This window comes from Shewanella sp. HL-SH5 (genome assembly GCF_051163755.1).
GTDB classification, from domain to species: Bacteria; Pseudomonadota; Gammaproteobacteria; order Enterobacterales; family Shewanellaceae; genus Shewanella; species Shewanella glacialimarina.
Genome location: NZ_CP195038.1, coordinates 3,736,411 through 3,755,990 on the forward strand (window position 1 = coordinate 3,736,411; position 19,580 = coordinate 3,755,990).

The 19,580-nt window shown below is 40.3% G+C and carries 16 protein-coding genes; 8 read left to right on the forward strand and 8 right to left on the reverse strand.

Going from position 1 to position 19,580, the window contains the following annotated elements; translation table 11 throughout:
• Positions 1-308: 308 nt before the first annotated feature.
• Together ACRWQM_RS16350 and ACRWQM_RS16355 are read right to left on the reverse strand one after the other, a co-directional pair.
• On the reverse strand, positions 309-713 hold the full coding sequence (locus tag ACRWQM_RS16350) for a hypothetical protein (protein WP_434930653.1): 405 nt from the start codon (positions 711-713) through the stop codon (positions 309-311).
• 767 nt (positions 714-1,480) lie between these two features.
• Positions 1,481-2,038, reverse strand: coding sequence for a hypothetical protein (locus ACRWQM_RS16355; RefSeq protein WP_434930654.1), 558 nt, complete (start codon positions 2,036-2,038; stop codon positions 1,481-1,483).
• A gap of 213 nt (positions 2,039-2,251) precedes the next feature.
• Here ACRWQM_RS16355 and ACRWQM_RS16360 point away from each other — a divergent pair, with 213 nt between their 5' ends.
• The gene (locus ACRWQM_RS16360; RefSeq protein ID WP_434927991.1) at positions 2,252-2,740 is read left to right on the forward strand and encodes a TIGR00645 family protein; all 489 of its coding nucleotides are present in this window, start codon (positions 2,252-2,254) and stop codon (positions 2,738-2,740) included.
• Between the two features lie 436 nt (positions 2,741-3,176).
• On the opposite strand, the gene ACRWQM_RS16365 is transcribed toward ACRWQM_RS16360, so the two are convergent.
• The 4 genes from ACRWQM_RS16365 to ACRWQM_RS16380 all read right to left on the reverse strand — a co-directional run bounded on the left by ACRWQM_RS16365 (position 3,177) and on the right by ACRWQM_RS16380 (position 8,700).
• Positions 3,177-4,472, reverse strand: a complete 1,296-nt coding sequence (locus tag ACRWQM_RS16365; protein WP_434930655.1) for an Ig domain-containing protein — start codon at positions 4,470-4,472, stop codon at positions 3,177-3,179.
• Positions 4,473-4,729: 257 nt separating this feature from the next.
• Positions 4,730-6,370 (reverse strand): hypothetical protein, encoded by a 1,641-nt coding sequence (locus tag ACRWQM_RS16370; RefSeq protein WP_434930656.1) that lies wholly within the window; start codon positions 6,368-6,370, stop codon positions 4,730-4,732.
• A gap of 345 nt (positions 6,371-6,715) precedes the next feature.
• A complete protein-coding gene (gene groL, locus ACRWQM_RS16375) occupies positions 6,716-8,353 on the reverse strand; it encodes a chaperonin GroEL (protein ID WP_434927975.1) in 1,638 nt (545 codons plus the stop codon).
• 56 nt (positions 8,354-8,409) lie between these two features.
• Entirely contained in the window at positions 8,410-8,700 is a 291-nt protein-coding gene (locus ACRWQM_RS16380) for a co-chaperone GroES (RefSeq protein ID WP_011639076.1), read from the reverse strand.
• Positions 8,701-8,907: 207 nt separating this feature from the next.
• Here ACRWQM_RS16380 and ACRWQM_RS16385 point away from each other — a divergent pair, with 207 nt between their 5' ends.
• On the forward strand, positions 8,908-10,275 hold the full coding sequence (locus ACRWQM_RS16385) for an MATE family efflux transporter (protein ID WP_434930657.1): 1,368 nt from the start codon (positions 8,908-8,910) through the stop codon (positions 10,273-10,275).
• A gap of 82 nt (positions 10,276-10,357) precedes the next feature.
• A complete protein-coding gene (locus tag ACRWQM_RS16390) occupies positions 10,358-10,774 on the forward strand; it encodes a hypothetical protein (protein ID WP_434930658.1) in 417 nt (138 codons plus the stop codon).
• Positions 10,775-10,899: 125 nt separating this feature from the next.
• Here ACRWQM_RS16390 and ACRWQM_RS16395 read toward each other — a convergent pair whose 3' ends face one another.
• Entirely contained in the window at positions 10,900-11,454 is a 555-nt protein-coding gene (locus ACRWQM_RS16395) for an FxsA family protein (RefSeq protein ID WP_434930659.1), read from the reverse strand.
• Between the two features lie 204 nt (positions 11,455-11,658).
• Here ACRWQM_RS16395 and cutA point away from each other — a divergent pair, with 204 nt between their 5' ends.
• The 5 genes from cutA to ACRWQM_RS16420 all read left to right on the forward strand — a co-directional run bounded on the left by cutA (position 11,659) and on the right by ACRWQM_RS16420 (position 18,104).
• Positions 11,659-11,982 (forward strand): divalent-cation tolerance protein CutA, encoded by a 324-nt coding sequence (gene cutA, locus ACRWQM_RS16400; RefSeq protein WP_226411661.1) that lies wholly within the window; start codon positions 11,659-11,661, stop codon positions 11,980-11,982.
• On the forward strand, positions 11,979-13,844 hold the full coding sequence (locus ACRWQM_RS16405) for a protein-disulfide reductase DsbD (protein WP_434930660.1): 1,866 nt from the start codon (positions 11,979-11,981) through the stop codon (positions 13,842-13,844). The genes cutA and ACRWQM_RS16405 overlap by 4 nt, the downstream gene beginning before the upstream one ends.
• Positions 13,845-14,014: 170 nt before the next feature.
• Complete coding sequence (locus ACRWQM_RS16410; RefSeq protein ID WP_434930661.1) at positions 14,015-15,694, forward strand: cation:proton antiporter domain-containing protein; 1,680 nt, start codon at positions 14,015-14,017, stop codon at positions 15,692-15,694.
• Positions 15,695-15,888: 194 nt separating this feature from the next.
• On the forward strand, positions 15,889-17,034 hold the full coding sequence (galK, locus tag ACRWQM_RS16415; RefSeq protein WP_434927967.1) for a galactokinase: 1,146 nt from the start codon (positions 15,889-15,891) through the stop codon (positions 17,032-17,034).
• A 41-nt stretch (positions 17,035-17,075) separates the two neighbouring features.
• Positions 17,076-18,104, forward strand: coding sequence for an aldose epimerase family protein (locus ACRWQM_RS16420; protein WP_434930662.1), 1,029 nt, complete (start codon positions 17,076-17,078; stop codon positions 18,102-18,104).
• A gap of 99 nt (positions 18,105-18,203) precedes the next feature.
• On the opposite strand, the gene pmbA is transcribed toward ACRWQM_RS16420, so the two are convergent.
• Positions 18,204-19,562, reverse strand: a complete 1,359-nt coding sequence (gene pmbA, locus ACRWQM_RS16425) for a metalloprotease PmbA (protein WP_434930663.1) — start codon at positions 19,560-19,562, stop codon at positions 18,204-18,206.
• Positions 19,563-19,580 lie beyond the last annotated feature (18 nt).

Here is a 19,580-nt window from a genome sequence, read left to right on the forward strand (position 1 = left end):
TTATAACTAAGTTGTAGCTTAAAACGCTACCGCAAGCAATAACCGCAAATAAATCGTGCTACACAAATAAGTCAGCTTGTTAATAGTCACGCTAACACCCATGCACTTACACCGCCAAAAGGCAAAAAGCCCCGAAACTTTTAGTGTCGAGGATTTTTAGTATCAAACATCTGGATGATAAATCTAAATCAACTTAGCTAAGTAAGGCTGCGATTGACCCTAATTAGAAAAATAAAACAAAAGTTTATAAATCTTTAAACACTAAAATCTACACTCATAGACGCAAATTCAAACAGCCCTATAAATAACTAACGTACCCACAACATAAGCTCGTTAGCATCTATCACCGCAAGCTGCCTTTTAGTTAAGCTTCCTGCTGCGTCAAACAGTAATAACTCAGCTGGTCTAGCACCATGCTTAGCAATAAGTTGATCCCCTTCTGGAGTACCCGCTCTGGCCAGAAGAAAGAAAACGTTGTCGCCAAGATGAGCTCGGGCTTCATTCATTTGTTCAGTCTGGGTGGTACTCGAAACAAGGTTAGCATCATAGACAAATACTACCGAAGGCTTACCTGTACCGATTTGCTCGTGGGTAGTTTTAAACCCTTTGGGCATCACCATCAGTAATAGCCCAAGTAGCAAGACTATGGATGCAATAACACTTATTGCAACCCAAGGCATTTTACGTGGCATATTTGCAGTATGTGTATCCATGATAATAGATCTCGATTTTAAGAGGTTGAAATACATAGTTAAGTCACTCAGTTTAGCGACTCAACCTGAGGCCTAGATTAAAAATTACTACTAAATGTTGTTAACAGAAAGCATGACTCGTTAAAGATATAAGTACTGAGGTTATTACACTTACCGTTGAAATTTAGCCCTTAGCTGATTATCTAATAGAAATAGTTATCTAATAGAAATAGTTAAATTTGCGTATCATTACAGTGCTGAGTAAATTGGACAATCTTGCATAAAAACTGGCTAACTGCATTTTAGACAAAACTAGACTTTGTTCGACTCAATCATGCCTTATTTAAGCTGACGCACGCTATGCAAATATCCACTATTTCTCTATCAGCTTTAAATGAAGGAACTCAGCAGTGAAAATGTCTCGCCTCTATTTGAACATCATCACTTTAACATCATAGTAAACAAGGGCTCAATTGGGTGTTTCAAGTGTTAGACCATCATATTGAAAAGATGATTATTGATTCACTATTACTCACAAAAGAGGATGTAGGCATTTTAATCCGAAGACAGGTTAGTGTTTTGTAATCTTGCCTTAGCAAAATTTTTATCAATATTGAGGCTGACTGTTTTGATACTTGGACCACATGATGCAAGACCACATCATTCAAAGTAGATGAAAACTTAAATCAGGCTAAAAAAGCGGATGAAATATCGTAAAAGCGGGTTAATCGCATGAGCCTGTAAATAATTTTATGTAAAATGTAAACTAACAGCGACTATACAGAAACCTATCTATTTTCGTTTTTTTGCATTTTAAACAGGGTCATCAGTTGTGTGTTGAGCATAGTGATTTGCTGATCTAAGTGTTTTCGCTGCAACTCGGCTTCTTCCGAATTATCACCCATCAACTCCCTACGTTGTGCTTGAAGCTCTTTTATGTCTTCTTTTAACTTATCAATCTTCTTTTCTATTTCAGTGCGCGTATCGACCTCATCACCGTCAGCTGACTTCGAACCACCAGAAATCACTACATTTTTGTCCATCGCCGAACCTAATTCCGCCGACAATTTTTTCTGCCCTTCATTTGAAATAGAGACCTTATCTTCAGTATTCGCAGAATGAGCAAGCGATATACCCAGCGGCGTAATAGTAGGCTTTACTCGTAATTGCCGATTTTGTAGATTATCTATTATTGAACTCGGTGAATTTAAGCCTGAAATATTCAATGGTTGCCCCTTCCAAAGCTGAATAATATTTATATCGACCTTGGCACTTAAACCTTGAAAAACTAGAGATTGAACATTCTCAAAATAACGATAAATCCATTGAAAAAGTATCGCATCCACTTGAGTTTAATACTAAAAGCCTACCGGCTACATCAAGTAACTTATATTGTGAATATCAAACATTGAAACAGATTACTACCGCAAAGCTTACTCACGAGACGTCATCAAGCTTGTTACTATATGCAAGCACAGTTAAGGTTCATTATGTTATTATTCAAAAATAGTTAGCTCGATTGATTTCTAGCGTATTTTATCTGAAGGGTTAAGTTTTTTATGGAAAAAGTGTTTGAAAAACTGATGTATGCATCGCGCTGGATAATGGCGCCGATTTATCTGGGATTAAGCCTGGTTTTATTTGCTTTAGGCATAAAGTTCTTCCAGGAGATCTTTCATATCATACCCAATATCTTCAAAATGGCTGAAGTCGATTTAATACTGGTAACCCTATCACTGATCGATATTACGTTGGTCGGTGGTCTGCTCATCATGGTGATGTTTTCAGGCTACGAAAACTTCGTTTCACAGCTGGATGTCGGTGAAGACAGTGAAAAACTGAACTGGCTTGGCAAGATGGATTCAGGTTCGCTTAAAAACAAGGTGGCCGCCTCGATTGTGGCAATTTCATCTATTCACCTACTTAAAGTCTTTATGAATGCCGAAAACATCGAGAACGACAAAATCATGTGGTATCTACTCATCCACATCACTTTTGTGTTATCGGCTTTTGCTATGGGATATTTGGATAAGATTACGCGTAAGTAATCCGTATATAATAGTCCGTAAGTAAATCGCTCTACAGAAAATAACAAAACCCCGATACGGTTAAGTATCGGGGCTTTTTTTTACCAGAAATTTGGCTTGAGGCTTCAGAGCTGCGGAGCTGCAGTTATTTTGACAATTTGGCACCAGGTAAATCTTGCAGAAAGATTTAACAATCCATGGCAGTGTTAACACCTGGATACTTGAATATTCAACAGCAAGGTGTAACAAGATACACTTTGTCGTGATTTAATCAGCCAACACTGCTAAAAGTGTCACTTGTTAGACTATTTAATCGATGACACCCTCCGCTATTATCAATAGTGAAGCGTCAGCTTAGCCTGCTGACTTGAAAGCTAATTGTCAAAATTTAACAATGCGGGCTCGTTAATTCTGTGAGTTTAAAAAATGATGGGCTCTCTATAAGCCCCTCACTTATCTAAACCTTCACCAGTCTGACCCTACGATTATAAAATGACAATAAATACAACAATAATAAAACCGATGCTGACATGCTGCCACCGCCGCCCTGATCTGTATTTTCATTTATTGAAGGTTTAGGTGCCTCTGTGTTAATAGTACTTTTTAAAACTTCCAACTCAATCTCTTTTGAAACCTCTGTGTTACCATCAAAAATATCTACGGTAAAAGAGTAAGTACCTATTTCGGTACTTGTTGGAACAGTGCCAGTTATAACACCATCATTCGAAATAGATAACCAATTTCCATTTTGATTCGAGATTTTGAATGTCAGAATGTCTAAATTTTCATCCACTACCCTTATTGGTAAGTAAACATATTGACCTTGGTAGTAACTTTGTTTTTTATGATCATAAACTTGAGGTGTTGAATTTGGTATTGGTAATGTACATGAGTCTGCACCACTGTCTAATTCATAAAAACAGTTTTGATCTATTGCTAATAACTCATTTCCAATACCTACAATCTTAGCATTGAAAAAGTATCGACCATTACTATATGTTAAATTATCAATATTCGCAGCAGATTCCAGATATTTCAATTCTACATAAATATATTTCAAGGTAGAAGTATCAAGAATTTGTAATACATCTTCCAATAATCCATCGTTATTTTTTATGGTTAATGCACAGATAATCCAGCCTTTAGAATCATCAAAATCACTTTCACATCCGTTCCCACGGAAAATAGTAGGAGCGTCTTCCGGCGAAGGAATTGCAACCAGCTGTTTATCTTTTAAAACATAGTTAGTATTATAATAAAAACCATTTACCGTCCGATGAATTAAGTGTGTAAAGTAAAATATTTCATTATAACTTGAACTCAAGCCAGAATATATATGCTCATAACTCAAGTCTTTCTCATTAAGGAAATAAATATCATTTCGCTGATCTGAAGCTATAGTAAAGAATATATCCCCACGCTCATTTTTATTAACGCTGATGTTAGCCGTTTCATCTTCTGAGTTTTTGAATACTTCACTAACTGAGAGATCCGAGCAATTTAGAGCCAAAATACTCTGTTTTGTAAAAAGGCTATCATCATAACTTGAAAACAACATTTTCGTGTTATTACTGACAACGGAAAAACTTGCTATATATTGAGAGCTAATGTTATTCACTTTAACAGTAGAAAGCCCGTCAGTTTTCCAAACACTTACCTCATTATTATTTGACCATATATAGAATGCACCATTACCACATTGTGCTGGTGTAGATGCCATATAGCCGTCACTTGCTGGCGTTAATACTGGCAATATATCACCAGTGTTAATATCCAGTAAGTAACCACTACTATTACTCGATGCTGAGTCAAATAAAACTTTACCATTGCTATACGACAGTGGTGAGAGAAGTCTTATTTCAGATGAATCACTATACTTATACAACTCATGAACGGAACCATTAACGGCCTTGTACACAGTGTTATTGGCGACAAATACAAAACCTTTATCTGTATCCAGCCAAGAAGAAATTGAGCCATCATAAATAGTAGTCTTATTAAGATCTTGATCTACTTTAAAAATGTAATCTTTGAGTTGCTGATTTTTTTCTCCGCTGATGATCTAGTACTGGAAGATACCACCCCTCCATTAATCTTATTTATACCGTCTATTCCACTTGTATTTAAATCACCAGTTTCACGACCGAAATTACTCTGAAAAATCAAACTTAGCAACTTAGAATTTTCATTCAACTTATATAAACCATAAAATCTCTCGACGTCAAGCTCACTTTCAGAAATTTTACTCTCACGAAAGGTATATAGTTCACCACCATGGACTAAGCTTTCAAAAGTAAAATAAGGGCCATTTTGCACGACACTTTCGCTAACCGTATTAGTGCTGACATTATACTTGTACAATGTATATTTAGAATCGAAAATAGTCTTAGTGAGCAAGAATATTTCACTTTTTGACTTGGCAACTATACTAGTGACAATATTTTCATCATTATTAACATTAACATCTACTGCCTGCTTAGAATTGAGATTAATGGTTATTATTTTCGAATCTACTCCTTTACCATTATTATACTGAGCATTAACTAATATTTTTTTATCAGCAATATTGAACAATGTCACATAAGATAATCCTTGAGTGCTTTCAGGAAACAGTTCAATATAATCACAAGTTACTACGACAACTATTTTGCAATGCTGAATTTCATATCTATCATAATACGCATTAGCTGAATTTATAATTAAAAAAGTAAACTCATCTTTATACGAAACGAATCCAGAATCTCTATAATATTTAAATCCATCCTTCACAGTAACTTTATGGGCAACATCCTTATTAACAGCATATAAAGTCTCAGTGTTTTTACTTGTATCAAATGAATACGATTCAAATAACATTGAAAATACATTTTTATTAACTTCATCTGAACTTGGGGCGGTATGTTTTGCTCTAGCAACCACATCACCACTATCTCTATAAATTAATGAATTTCTACCTTCTTCACGGATAATGATTTTAGTATCAATGCCATTAGTTTTATAGACTACCCCATTAAAGTCAAAGTAAGCATAACCACCAGAATTTTGAACTAATTTGTTTGATGATTCAACACCATCAGTAACTCTAAGTAAAATATCATTATTACTATCATATGAATAAACTACTCCAGATTCTGAAAAAACAATTAATTTACTATCAAGTACAGAAATCCAACTAATATTCGACATTAATCTTCCATTTAAACTTAACAGTTTTCCCGAAAACACATCATTGTTTTTCAACTTATAATATGGCAGCCATTTTACAAGTTTTTTATTATTTAAATCGAAATAAAATACATCATCAGTACTTTCTAAGTGAAATATAAATAGATTTTCAGCTATCTTTTTTAAAGCCTTCCAATCAGAACGATTATATTTAGCTTTCCCTCTTACTGGGATATCAATCTCTACTGGTACTGTTGAACCATTCCCAAGAAAGTACAAAGAGGTATAACCAGAATTATTTGTACCCGTGTATAAATATCCAGCATCAGTATGAAATATTGGCGAACGATAGCCATTTAAACTTTTATTTGTAATGGTATCGTTAGTATCAAAAATTTTAATAGCACTTTCATAATTATTCCCATAGGCTATCGACGAGTATAAAAACATAGAAACAGTTAAAGATATTAGTAAACGATTCAGCATATTTAATCCTTTAAATTGAATAGACAAGAGTTCAACTCTGATGCTCGATTTTCCGCGTTATTATCATTTGCTTTCTTTAGCAATACAAGCTTACGGTCAGTATCATATATTAAGATTCTTCCTCAAGTTCATTTCTAAAAATCAAAAAAAGCCCCGATACTGTTAGGTATCGGGGCTTTCTCTGTTCTTTTACAAGAAGTTTGGCTTTAAGCTTTTAGGCTTGAAACAACAATTGATCTAACGCAGGAAAAATCAGCTTAGAGCAAGGCTTTTTGTCACGAAGCGTAGTGTTTTTCTACGTGAGTGGCAAAGTAACGCAGCTATAACTGATTTTAACCAGTTAGATTACATCATGCCGCCCATTCCGCCCATACCACCCATTCCGCCCATATCTGGCGCAGAATCCTGTGGTACTTCAGCAATCATTGCTTCGGTTGTGATCATCAAACCAGCAATAGACGCTGCAAACTGTAGCGCACTACGAGTCACTTTAGTTGGGTCTAGGATACCCATTTCTAACATGTCACCGTAAGTGTCGTTGCCAGCGTTGTAACCGAAGTTACCTGTGCCGTTTTTAACAGTGTTAGCCACAACTGATGCTTCTTGACCAGCGTTAGTTGCGATTTGACGTAAAGGCGCTTCCATAGCACGTAGTGCGATTACCACACCGTGTTTTTGGTCTTCGTTCAATACTTCAACATCTTTAATTTTGCTTGCTACGCGAACAAGGGCTACACCGCCGCCTGCTACTACGCCTTCTTCTACCGCTGCGCGAGTTGCATGTAATGCATCTTCAACACGGGCTTTTTTCTCTTTCATTTCAACTTCTGTTGCTGCGCCAACTTTAATTACTGCAACACCGCCAGCTAATTTAGCCATACGCTCTTGAAGTTTTTCTTTGTCGTAGTCTGAAGTTGATTCTTCAATTTGTTGTTTGATTTGGCTTACACGGCCAGCAATTTGCGTTTGATCGCCATTACCATCGATGATGGTAGTGTTATCTTTAGTGATGATAACGCGCTTAGCTGTACCTAAATCTTCTAGGGTCGCTTTTTCAAGCTCTAGACCGATTTCTTCTGCGATAACTGTACCGCCAGTTAGAATGGCTACGTCTTGTAACATTGCTTTACGACGGTCGCCAAAACCAGGTGCTTTAACAGCAGCCACTTTAACGATGCCACGCATGTTGTTTACCACTAATGTGGCTAATGCTTCGCCTTCAACGTCTTCTGCAACCATTAATAATGGCTTACCGGTTTTAGCTAGACCTTCAAGAATTGGCAATAATTCACGGATGTTAGACACTTTTTTGTCTACTAACAAAATATATGGGCTGTCTAATTCAACGCTGCCAGTTTCTGGCTTGTTGATGAAGTATGGTGATAAGTAACCACGGTCAAACTGCATACCTTCAACAACGTCTAATTCGTTTTCAAGCGCTTGGCCTTCTTCAACCGTAATAACGCCTTCTTTACCGACTTTCTCCATTGCGGTTGCAATGATGTCGCCGATTGACTCGTCAGAGTTAGCAGAGATAGTACCAACTTGAGCAATCGCTTTAGTGTCTGAACATTCTTGAGAAAGTAGTTTAAGCTCAGCAACGGCTGCAATAACCGCTTTGTCGATACCGCGCTTAAGATCCATTGGGTTCATACCCGCTGCAACGGCTTTTAGGCCTTCAACAACAATTGCTTGTGCTAATACTGTTGCAGTAGTGGTACCGTCACCGGCTGCATCATTGGCTTTAGAAGCAACTTCTTTAACCATTTGCGCGCCCATGTTTTCGAACTTATCTGTTAGTTCGATTTCTTTTGCAACTGACACACCATCTTTGGTGATCACTGGTGAGCCAAAGCTTTTATCTAAAACAACGTTACGACCTTTAGGGCCTAAGGTTACTTTAACTGCGTTAGCTAAAATGTTAACGCCTGCAAGCATTTTTACGCGTGCATCGTTACCAAATAATACTTCTTTTGCTGCCATGTTCTGATGTTCCTTTAAATGAGTTTTGAAGTAGAAAGTCTAATAATACTGGAGGCTTAGCCTACAACAGCCATTAGATCTGCTTCTGACAGGATTAACACTTCTTCACCGTCAATTTTTTCTTTTTTAACGCCATAACCTTCATTGAAGATCACAACATCACCCACTTTAACGTCAAGCGGAGTCACTGTGCCATTTTCTGAGATACGACCGTTGCCTACAGCAAGGATTTTACCGCGAGTTGACTTTTCAGCAGCGCTACCGGTAAGCACGATGCCACCTGCAGATTTAGATTCAACTTCTAAACGTTTAACGATAACACGGTCATGTAATGGACGAATATTCATCTATGAACTCTCCTAATGATTTTATGCCCAATATCGAGGCGGTTTTGATGGAAAAGGCTTTTACCCTTTGATGGTTGATATATGGGGGTGATCCATCACACTTCCAAGGGCTAACAATAAAAAAACTACAGAATTTTTAAGTCTGTTTTATTAAAGCTATGCAAACCCTGATAGAATTCGCATCCTTCATTACAAAGCGATGTCACCATGAAAGATAAACACGGGTTGCTTAGTGCACCAATTGGTCGTGTTCTGTTTAACATGACCCTGCCTAACCTGATTGGTATTCTCACCATTCTGGGTGGCAGCTTGGTGGACATCTATTTCATTAGCCAGCTAGGTACAGAAGCCTTAGCGGCGGTCAGTTTTACTTTTCCGGTAACCTTAGTGATTGTCAGTATCGGTATCGGCATAGGTGCCGGTGTATCCACCAATTTAGGCCGTTTTATTGGCTCTGGCCATGCAGAACAAGCTAAAGTTTTTTTATTCGATACCTTAGTATTAACCTCTGCGATTATCACTTTATTGTGCCTAATGGGTGGCTTACTGATTGAGCCATTATTCACCTTGCTGGGCGCGAATGATCGCAGTATGCCTTACATTCATGACTATATGATGTGGTGGTATTTGGGTGCACCAGCTTTGGTGGTTCTGATGGTGGGCAATCAAGCATTACGCGCCACTGGCGATACTCGCTCTCCTGCTAAAATTATGATGTTGGCGGCTATTGTCAACTTGGTGCTAGATCCCTTATTAATATTTGGTTTAGGGCCTTTTCCACGCTTAGAAGTGCAAGGGGCTGCCATTGCTACCACATTATCTTGGATTATTGCGCTGTTGCTTGCGGGCCGATTGCTGATATTTAAACGTAAGTTATTACATAGTGCCAGCTTAGTCCGCAGCCGTATGGTCGCCAATTGGCGCGCCCTAGCGCATATCGCTCGCCCAGCGGCATTAATGAATTTAATTAACCCCATTGCCAATGGTATTTTGATGGCCATGATAGCCCGTATAGACCATGCAGGTGTGGCGGCATTTGGCGCGGGAATGCGCTTAGAGTCGGTATTGCTGCTGGTGGTAATGGCTTTGTCATCAAGTTTAATGCCCTTTATTGCGCAAAATTTAGGCGCTGGACAGCATGTTCGTGCCAAAGCAGCGTTACTTAAATCGTTGCAGTTTATCTTGGTATTTCAAACCCTGTTGTATATTCCGATGTATTTTTTTGCCTATCCCATTGCACAGCAATTCTCTAACGACCCTGTGGTTATTGATTGGCTGACTTTTTATATTATGGCGTTGCCAGCGGCATATGGTCCGCTGGGCATAGTGATTATTTTTGCCACCAGCTTAAATGCGTATCATCGTCCAATGAGCTCTTTGGTGATTAATTTATGCCGTTTAATGTTGTTAATGCTTCCCTTAGCTGCGTTAGGCTCGTACATTGGTGGGGTTAAAGGCTTGATGTTGGCGCTACCTGTAACAAACACCCTAATGGGGATAGCCTGTTATATATTGGCAACCAAAATTACTGAGCCAAATCAACAGACACGCTCGACTCCCATTATTATCGACTAAATGTTATCGACTAAATGTTATCGACTAAATATCATCGACTAATGTCACCGACTCATTTTCTACATTACTGCATAGGCATACTATGGCGATTCAAAACACCCCACAAACGGATCAATCCTCAGGTATAAAGCGCCCATTTAAAGCGGCTCTGATGTCAGCATTTATTATGCCGGGCAGTGGGCAAATGTGGCTGGGTAATAAATGGCAAGGCATGGGTTTTATGGCAGTATCGCTGGGGTGTGTGCTGGTATTAATGAACTTTGCCATTAAGCGGGCGCAGGTGATATCAGAGAAAATTTTAGCTGGCGAAGTTCCATTAGAATACAGTGCAATTTACGCCCAAATAACCCAAGCGCCCGAAGGTGATGCTGCGCAAGTCGCCGCCTGGATCACCTGGATTTTTGTCGCTAATTGGTTAACCAGCATTGTGACTGCCTATGTTGCTGGTACAAAGACTGATGATAAAAAGATTAGCGGTAAAAATAGCAGCGATAAATAGCTATGCTGTATAAGCGCTGCATAATAATCGGTCACTAAAAAGCCAGCGATAAGCTGGCTTAATATTAAATAAAGAATAGGTGAAGTAATAGAGCGCTGATCACTTTAGCTCACACCTTTGATAAATTACTTTTTAGTATCATCTTTATTGTCTATTTGGTGGCTTTCTGGACGTTTTTGGCTTGGGTCGTCTTTATGCTCAAAATCCCCTTCAAAGGTGTTGTCTTGATCACGCGGTGGCTCAAAAGGGTTTTGTCCAAATGGACCTTGATTAAACGGACCTTGCTGACCAAATCCACCGTGTACTCCGCCGTTAGCCATCACCCTCAACTGTAATCGTTTGTACATAAATGCCGCCACAGGCGAACGGGTAAAAGGGGTTAGCAATAATAACCCTATCGCATCGGTGACAAAGCCCGGAATTAACAACAATACACCGGCGGCCGCTAACATCATGCCTTCTACAATTTCTTGTCCTGGCGCTTCGCCCCGTGCCATTTTTTGTTGCACTGTCATTAGGGTGTTCAAACCTTGGCTTCTTACCAATGACACACCAACAATGGCAGTAAAAAATACTAGGCCGATAGTTGGCCATACACCAAGTGCATCACCCACTTGAATTAATACCGACAGTTCTAAGGCTGGTACAATAACGAACACTAATAATAAAATCAAAAACATGTAAACCTCGATATAAGAATGATGTTTACCCAATAACTGGCAAATAATCTGCTGTCGATGAAAGCTATATGGGGTTTGTCCGGTCTATTTTCAAGAGACGTCACGAATTTCAAACATAACAGTGAAATCTGTTGCTAAAAATCGTACAGTAAGCCGATATTGACTATTTTAGCTTAAGCTAACGTTAAGTTTAACCGAGATACAATGGAAGCTGATTATTTACTGATTTTTTCAACCTGTCCCGATAAGGCCACTGCCGATAGTATCGCCCAGGCATTAATTAATGCCAAGCTTGCTGCCTGTGTGCAAATTAGCCAACCTATTGTGTCGGTTTATTATTGGGATAACCAAGTGTGTCAGTCTCAAGAGGTACAATTGCAGATAAAATGTCGCGCGTTACATTATCAAGCAATTGAACAATTGGTGATCCAATTGCATCCTTATGAAGTACCAGAGTTAATCGCAACCCCTATTACTCATGGGTTAGCGCCTTATTTAACATGGATAAAAGAAACCACTCAATCATGAAAAAAATATTCGCCTTTGTTTTAACATCTTTACTTTTACTGTCTTCAATCGCTTTCTCGCCACTGGTGCAAAGTGAAGGGGTATTTAGTAAAAGTAAGTTTGATTTTTTAAGCAGTGAACCTGAGCTATTGCCGGTTAATGAAGCATTCTCATTCGATTTTAAGCAGCAAGGCAATCAGTTACTCATTAGCTGGGTGATTGCTGACGGTTACTACATGTACCGTGACAAACTGACCTTTAAAGCCGACGGCGCGGTTATTGGTGAGATTAATTTACCCCGCGGAAAAATCCATAACGACGAATACTTTGGCGAACAAGAGGTATTTTACTCGTTTGTCCAAATCCCTGTTGGTATTAAAAAAGCCAGTAAAGAAGGCACTTTTAAAGTGACCTTTATGGGTTGTGCGGAAGGGACTTTGTGTTATCCGCCAACCACCCGTGATGTGATTTTAACGGAAGTTGCCGCTAACGATGGCAAAGTGGCTCAAGCTAAAAAAGTCATTGGCGCACCAGAAGTATCGATCAACGACACGGCTGAACAAGCAACTAAAAGCCCGATTACCCAACAAGACACCTTAAGCCAAATGCTTCAAAATGACAGCTTACTGTGGACCTTGGCGATCTTTTTTGGTTTAGGTATTGGCCTAGCGTTAACACCCTGTGTGTTCCCAATGTACCCTATTTTATCGGGTATTATTGTCGGCCAGGGTGAAAAACTGTCTACTGCAAAAGCCTTCACGTTATCGATGGCTTATGTGCAAGGTATGGCGATTACCTATTCATTATTGGGCCTAGTAGTAGCCAGTGCCGGAATGAAGTTTCAAGCGGCGCTGCAACACCCTGCTATTTTGATTTTCTTAGCGGTGATGTTTGTGTTGCTGAGCTTATCTATGTTTGGCATGTATGATTTAAAACTGCCGTCAAAGTGGCAAGAAAAAATGAACGCCATGTCAAACAACCAAAAAGGCGGCAACTTGATTGGCGTATTCTTTATGGGGGTGATTTCAGGCTTGGTGGCATCGCCTTGTACGACTGCACCGTTATCAGGCGCACTCATTTACGTGGCTCAAAGCGGTGACTTATTACAGGGCTTCCTCGCTCTTTATGTATTAAGCATGGGCATGGGCGTGCCGTTATTAGTACTCGGTACTTCCGGTGGCAAAATTCTCCCTCGCGCCGGTGCATGGATGGATGTTATCAAAACTATTTTCGGCTTCTTGCTAATTTCGGTTTCAATCATGATGATTGGTCGTATTTGGGTAGGGCTGGTGTCTGACGTATTGTGGTCAATTTGGGCTGTTAGCTTAGTCGGTTATTTAATGCATCAGAACAAGTTAACCGCCTTTAACTGGAAGCAGTCTGTTCGTGGAGTATTATTATTACTCGCTTTACTTGCCAGTTTTTCCTATGGTTTTCAAGCTGTGATGAGTCACTTTGGCTTCCAGGTGCCCGGGGTTAGTCAAACGGCGAACAAGGGTACAGCCCAAGCTGATGCGCACCACTTTATTAAGATTAAATCGTTAGATGATTTAGCGGTTGAGTTAGATAAAGCCAGCATCAGTGGTAAAACTGTCATGTTAGATTTGTATGCTGACTGGTGTGTCGCCTGTAAAGAGTTTGAAGCGATTACATTCGCCAATGCAGATGTGCTTGAACGCATGAATAAAATGGTTATCTTGCAAGCCGATGTGACCAAAAGTGATGCTATTGATATCGAGTTACTTGAGCATTACGGTGTGCTTGGTTTACCTACTTTGCTGATGTTTGATAAAAACGGTGATATCCGTGATGATCTTCGTGTCACTGGCTTTATGGGCCCTAAAGATTTCGCTAATCACTTGGATTTACTGCTTAAAGAGTAAACAACCTCTTAGCTAGTGACAATATCGACACAATAAACATCTACCAATGTAAACAAGCGACTTTTCACTCAGGTCGCTTGTTTTGTTTTATGAGCATCATTTTCCCCAAATGCTGGTTTTTCTTATACAATGTTAAGCATCTTTGCCTTAATTCACCATGATGGAGTGCTATGGAACCGGCCATATTAATTATCACCTTACTCTGTGGGCTTTTGGTCAGTAAAGTGGGCTTACCGCCGCTTATTGGTTATTTAGCTGCTGGGTTTGTGCTATTCACTTTTGGTATTCAAGACACCAGCCTGCCTCTTTTACAACAACTCGCTAATTTAGGCGTGACCTTACTGCTATTTTCAATAGGTTTAAAGCTGGATTTAAAAAGCTTATTTAAAGCCGAAGTGTGGGCCACTTCTAGCATTCATTTAATTGGTTCAATTATCTTTTTCATTCCGATATTAAAATTATTAGGCATGGCGGGGTTAGAACAACTAGAAGGCTATACCCTTAATCAACTACTGCTTATTTCGTTCGCATTAAGCTTTTCAAGTACTGTATTTGCGGTAAAAGTGATCGAAGATAATGGTGATATGAAGTCACTGTATGGTCGTGTCGCTATTGGTATCTTGATTATGCAAGATATCTTCGCTGTGGTGTTTTTAACCATATCAAAAGGCGATGTGCCCTCTATTTGGGCGCTAGGATTATTGTTATTACCCTTTGCTCGACCGCTTATTTATAAAGTGTTCGACAAAGTGGGCCACAGTGAAATGTTAGTGCTGTTTGGCCTAGTGATGGCATTAGTGGTCGGCGCTTGGTTATTTGAAGCCGTAGGCTTGAAGCCCGACTTAGGGGCATTGATTATTGGTATTTTACTAGCAGGCCATGCAAAGTCGTCTGAATTAGCTAAATCCATGTACTACTTTAAAGAACTATTTTTAGTCGCCTTCTTCCTCACCATAGGCCTAAATGGGCTACCTACCTGGTCAGATATTGGCTTGGCTGGCATATTAGTCATGCTAGTACCAGTAAAAATAGCCATGTTTATGTATTTACTCACTCGCTTTAAGTTGCGCTCACGCACCTCACTATTAGCCTCTTTTAATCTGGCTAACTACAGTGAGTTTGGATTAATTGTCGCCGCAGTAGCGGCGCATAAAGGCTGGTTGCCAGCATCATGGTTAATCATTATTGCCGTTGCCTTAAGTATTAGCTTTTTGTTTGCTGCGCCGCTTAACAGCAGTGTGAATAAAATTTATCAGCATTTCCAAAGCCACTTAGTCAAACTTGAGATACATCCATTACACCCAGAAGATCGTCAAATAAAAATTGGTAATCCGCGATTTTTAATCTTTGGTATGGGCCGTATTGGTAGTGGTGCTTATGATGAATTGCGTTTGCGTTTCGATGGCGAAATATTAGGCATTGAGCATAAACAGGAGTTAGTTGACTTTCACCGCAGCCAGGGCCGTAATGTCGTCCAAGGTGATGCTGGTGACACTGACTTTTGGGAAAAACTAGAACGTGCGCCTAATCTTGAACTGGTATTACTGGCCATCCCCCATCACGTTGGTAATTTGTTTGCCGTAGAGCAACTTAAAAAGCTCAACTACGGTGGAAAAATCAGCGCGATTGTACAATATGCAGAAGATGCAGAAGCCCTTAATGCAGCAGGAGTCGACAGTGCCTATAACCTTTATGAAGCCGCAGGTGCTGGTTTTGTTGATCATGTGATTTACGAGCATCTTGATGAACCTCAAGAAAAGGTTAACCGTGCGGAGCAGGTTGCCAGTGAGGCAATGCAGGATAATGCCACTGATTCAACTAGCAGTTCAACCAATAATAGCCGAGTTTAGTGCTAAACACTTGCGCCATTTAAGTTAGTAATAGTCAATATATAACGCCTCGAATTTTCTCGGGGCGTTTTTGTTTTTGTCAGCGTATTTTCAATTTTCAGATAGTGAAAAAAATCTCAGTTACAGCAGCTACAAAGTCGTGATATAAATCAAAGTAATAACTTAAATCACTGTCTGTCGGAAATTTTTGAAGTATGTCTAACCCTGCTCAACGTGCTACCAAATTATTTGTGCAAACTTTCGGCACAAAAGCGGACGATTTATACCAAGCACCAGGGCGGGTGAATATTATTGGTGAGCATACAGATTACAATGAAGGTTTAGTGCTGCCCGCAGCAATTAATTTTCATACCGTAATTGCAGTAAAACACCGGGAAGATGATTTATTTCGCGCGGTAACAGATGCCTTTCCAGGACAAATTAAGCAATGGCACTTTGGCGAAGAAGGCACTGTGTCTTCTAATGACGATTGGGCTAACTACTTAAAAGGTGTCACCTCAGCGATGCACACCTCTGGCCTTCACGCTAAAGGCTTGGACTTGGCGATTGTGGGCAATGTGCCATTGGGCGCGGGGCTTTCTTCATCGGCAGCATTAGAAGTGGCTTTTGGCACAGCCATCAGTTATGCCAGCCAATTACATTTGTCTCCATTAGCCATTGCTCAATTATCTCAACGTGGTGAAAGCCAATACATGTGCCATGACTGTGGCATTATGGATCAAATGATCAGCGCGTTAGCCGTTGAAGATCACGCCTTATTAATTGATTGTTTAGAGTTAGAAAGTGAAACTGTATTAATTCCTGAAGAGTTAAGCATTATCGTGATTGACCCCGGCATTAATCGTAAAGCCTTTATGATGCAATTTGAGCAACGTAAAAAAGAATGTTCCATCATTACTGATTTATTAGGTTTAGATTCCTTACGCGATTTATCATCCTCATACCTAGAGCAACGCAGAGACACCTTGTCATCTGAGCAATTTAGACGCGCTCGCCACGTTATCACTGAAAATACCCGCGCCAGCAATGTTGCCCGTGCCTTTGAGCAAAATAATATAGCCCGCTTTAGCCAATTAATGACGCAATCTCACCAGTCATTGCGTGATGATTTTGAAGTGATATTACCTGAAGTCGATATATTGGTGTCAATGATAGCCGAGCACATAGGTGAACGCGGCGGCGTGCGTATGAGCGACGGCTGTGTTATCGCGTTAATCGAGCATGAATTAACAGATAATGTGATCAATTTAGTTGAACAACAATACACCCAAAAAACAGGCTTAGAAGCCAAAATCCATTTATGTTCAGCCAGTGCTGGCGCAGGCAGGATAAGCAAATAATCCCGAAAATAATCTAACACATCATAATAAGAGAGGCCTCAATGGTACGTTTTAGTGTGCTTGAATCTTGGCAAGATCCCCGCGGTGGAGAAGTTGAACGAGTCCGTTTAGACAATGGCACAATCGCAGTGGAAATTTTAAGTTTAGGCGGCATTATCAGATCATTGTGGGTACCGACAAAAAATGGTGAGCGCCAAAACGTGGTACTCGGTTGTGACAGTGTGGCAGATTATCTGGCTCAGTCAGCCCACCTTGGGGCTATTGCAGGTCGATACGCCAATCGCATCGCCAATGGCAAAATGTCCCACGGCGGTACTGAGTATCAATTAAGTGTTAACCAGGCAACTAACTGTTTACACGGCGGTATGGAAGGTTTTAACCATAAGCATTGGCAGCTGGGGACGACAAGTGACGGGGTGCGTTTGACCTTACACAGTCCTGATGGCGATATGGGATTTCCGGGCAACTGCAGAGTCCAATTAGATTACCGATTAGTCGGTAATAATTTGTATGTTGAAATGTTAGCCACAACAGATAAAGCCTGCCCTGTTAGCCTCACCCAGCACAGTTATTTTAATTTAGACGGCGGTGTGACCAATACTACCCATCAAATACAAGTTGATGCTAGGCAATACCTGACCATGAATGAGGTGGGTATACCCACAGCATTACTGACCACAGCAGGCAGCGATTTAGATTTAGCTCACACAACCTCAATGGCAGTACAAACACAACGCCCAGAGCTTGCTGCAACCAATGGTTTTGATCATTGCTATGTAATGGATAATACCGGGGGTGAATTACAACGTTTTGGTAAGTTATCCAGTACGGTTAGCGGTGCCAGTATGACGGTGTATACCAACCAGCCTGGGGTGCAGTTATACGGTGCTAATTTCCTAAACGGTGTAGTGGCTAAAAAGCAGCAGATATTAGTTGACCATCAAGCGGTATGCATTGAGCCGCAGATGCTACCAGACTCACCTAATCAGCCTGATTTACCGGGTAATGCTTGGCTAATGCCAAATAAAGTTTATCACCATATTTCACGTTATGAGTTTTCAATAGAATAAAGCTTTAGTCGTCAATAAAAACAAATAAGGGGTAAGTTTTCACTTACCCCTTATTTAATTTAAATCACTTTTGCTAGCGGTCATGTCAGTCAGACCGTATTAGTTACCTGCGATCTTCATTTCACTGAGTAAAATGCCACCAGTGCGAATCGACGATCGTAAATCACGATCCTTACCCACGCCCTGAATCCCCATAAACATGTCTTTTAAATTACCCGCTATGGTGATTTCTTCCACAGGGAACATCACTTGACCGTTCTCAACATAAAACCCTGCAGCGCCACGGGAGTAATCGCCCGTTACGCCATTAACGCCTTGCCCCATCACTTCAGTGACAATCAAACCTGTGTTCATCGCTTTGATTAAATCATCAAAGGTTTGATCTGTATGGCTAAGCGTCCAGTTATAAATACCGCCAGCGTGACCTGTATTGGTCAAACCTAATTTACGCGCCGAGTAACTGGTCAATAAATAGGTCGCTAATGAACCATTATCAATAATTTTTCTACTTTGAGTCGCAACACCTTCACTGTCGTAATTGGCTGACGCTAATGCGCCTATTAAGTGAGGCTGCTCTTCAATATTGAACCACTCAGGAAAAATTTGCGTGTTAATTGAATCGAGCAAGAAGCTCGACTTACGATGCAAACTACTGCCGCTAATTGCACCAATTAAATGTCCCATCAAGCCAGTGGCTATTTCAGGCGCAAACAGTACCGGCATTTTCGCGGTGGCAATTTTACGTGCATCTAAACGGCTAAGGGTTTTATTGGCTGCTTGTTTACCAACCGCTTCAGGGCTTAATAAGTCTTGATACTTACGGGCAACGGTATAGTCATAATCGCGCTGCATATTGCCATCAGACTCTTCACCAATCGCCACGCAACTTAAACTGTAACGCGAACTACAATAGCCATTTAAAAAGCCATGACTATTGCCATACACTTTGGCACTGGTATGGGCATTGGCTGTGGCGCCATCGGAGCTTTTTATACGGCGGTCGGTTGATAAGCTGGCTTCTTCTGCCCTAATAGCTAACTCAGCTAACTCTTCAGCGGTTAATGCTTGCGGATGATATAGCTGTAAATCACGAATATCTTGTGCCATCAAGGCTTTATCCGCCAGACCACTGAACGGATCTTCAGAGGTATATTTGGCAATATCATCGGCCGCTTTAACCGCTTGTCTAATTGCCTCCGGGCTTAAATCTGAAGTAGAAGAGTTACCTTTACGGCCATCACGGAATACAGTAATCCCTAAAGCACCATCTTTGTTAAACTCGACGGTCTCAACTTCTTTATTACGGGTAGAAACTGACAGGCCTTGCTGCTTACTAATGGCGACTTCCGCCGCAGTAGTGCCTAATTCTTTGGCGTATTCAAGCGCAACACTGACTGCTTGCTTTAATGCCGATAATTCACTGTCAATAGTGGCTGGAGGTGCTTGATGAGAAGTCACAAATAGTCTCTTAAATGG

What these genes read in the sequence shown, in the direction of transcription:
- ACRWQM_RS16360 (WP_434927991.1), top strand. Translation starts at nt 2,252, where the DNA reads ATGGAAAAAGTGTTTGAAAAACTGATGTATGCATCGCGCTGGATAATG.
- cutA (WP_226411661.1), top strand. Translation starts at nt 11,659, where the DNA reads ATGGAAGCTGATTATTTACTGATTTTTTCAACCTGTCCCGATAAGGCC.
- ACRWQM_RS16390 (WP_434930658.1), top strand. Translation starts at nt 10,358, where the DNA reads ATGGCGATTCAAAACACCCCACAAACGGATCAATCCTCAGGTATAAAG.
- ACRWQM_RS16380 (WP_011639076.1), bottom strand. Translation starts at nt 8,700, where the DNA reads ATGAATATTCGTCCATTACATGACCGTGTTATCGTTAAACGTTTAGAA.
- ACRWQM_RS16420 (WP_434930662.1), top strand. Translation starts at nt 17,076, where the DNA reads ATGGTACGTTTTAGTGTGCTTGAATCTTGGCAAGATCCCCGCGGTGGA.
- ACRWQM_RS16395 (WP_434930659.1), bottom strand. Translation starts at nt 11,454, where the DNA reads ATGTTTTTGATTTTATTATTAGTGTTCGTTATTGTACCAGCCTTAGAA.
- ACRWQM_RS16350 (WP_434930653.1), bottom strand. Translation starts at nt 713, where the DNA reads ATGGATACACATACTGCAAATATGCCACGTAAAATGCCTTGGGTTGCA.
- groL (WP_434927975.1), bottom strand. Translation starts at nt 8,353, where the DNA reads ATGGCAGCAAAAGAAGTATTATTTGGTAACGATGCACGCGTAAAAATG.
- ACRWQM_RS16410 (WP_434930661.1), top strand. Translation starts at nt 14,015, where the DNA reads ATGGAACCGGCCATATTAATTATCACCTTACTCTGTGGGCTTTTGGTC.
- ACRWQM_RS16405 (WP_434930660.1), top strand. Translation starts at nt 11,979, where the DNA reads ATGAAAAAAATATTCGCCTTTGTTTTAACATCTTTACTTTTACTGTCT.
- galK (WP_434927967.1), top strand. Translation starts at nt 15,889, where the DNA reads ATGTCTAACCCTGCTCAACGTGCTACCAAATTATTTGTGCAAACTTTC.
- ACRWQM_RS16370 (WP_434930656.1), bottom strand. Translation starts at nt 6,370, where the DNA reads ATGCTGAATCGTTTACTAATATCTTTAACTGTTTCTATGTTTTTATAC.
- ACRWQM_RS16385 (WP_434930657.1), top strand. Translation starts at nt 8,908, where the DNA reads ATGAAAGATAAACACGGGTTGCTTAGTGCACCAATTGGTCGTGTTCTG.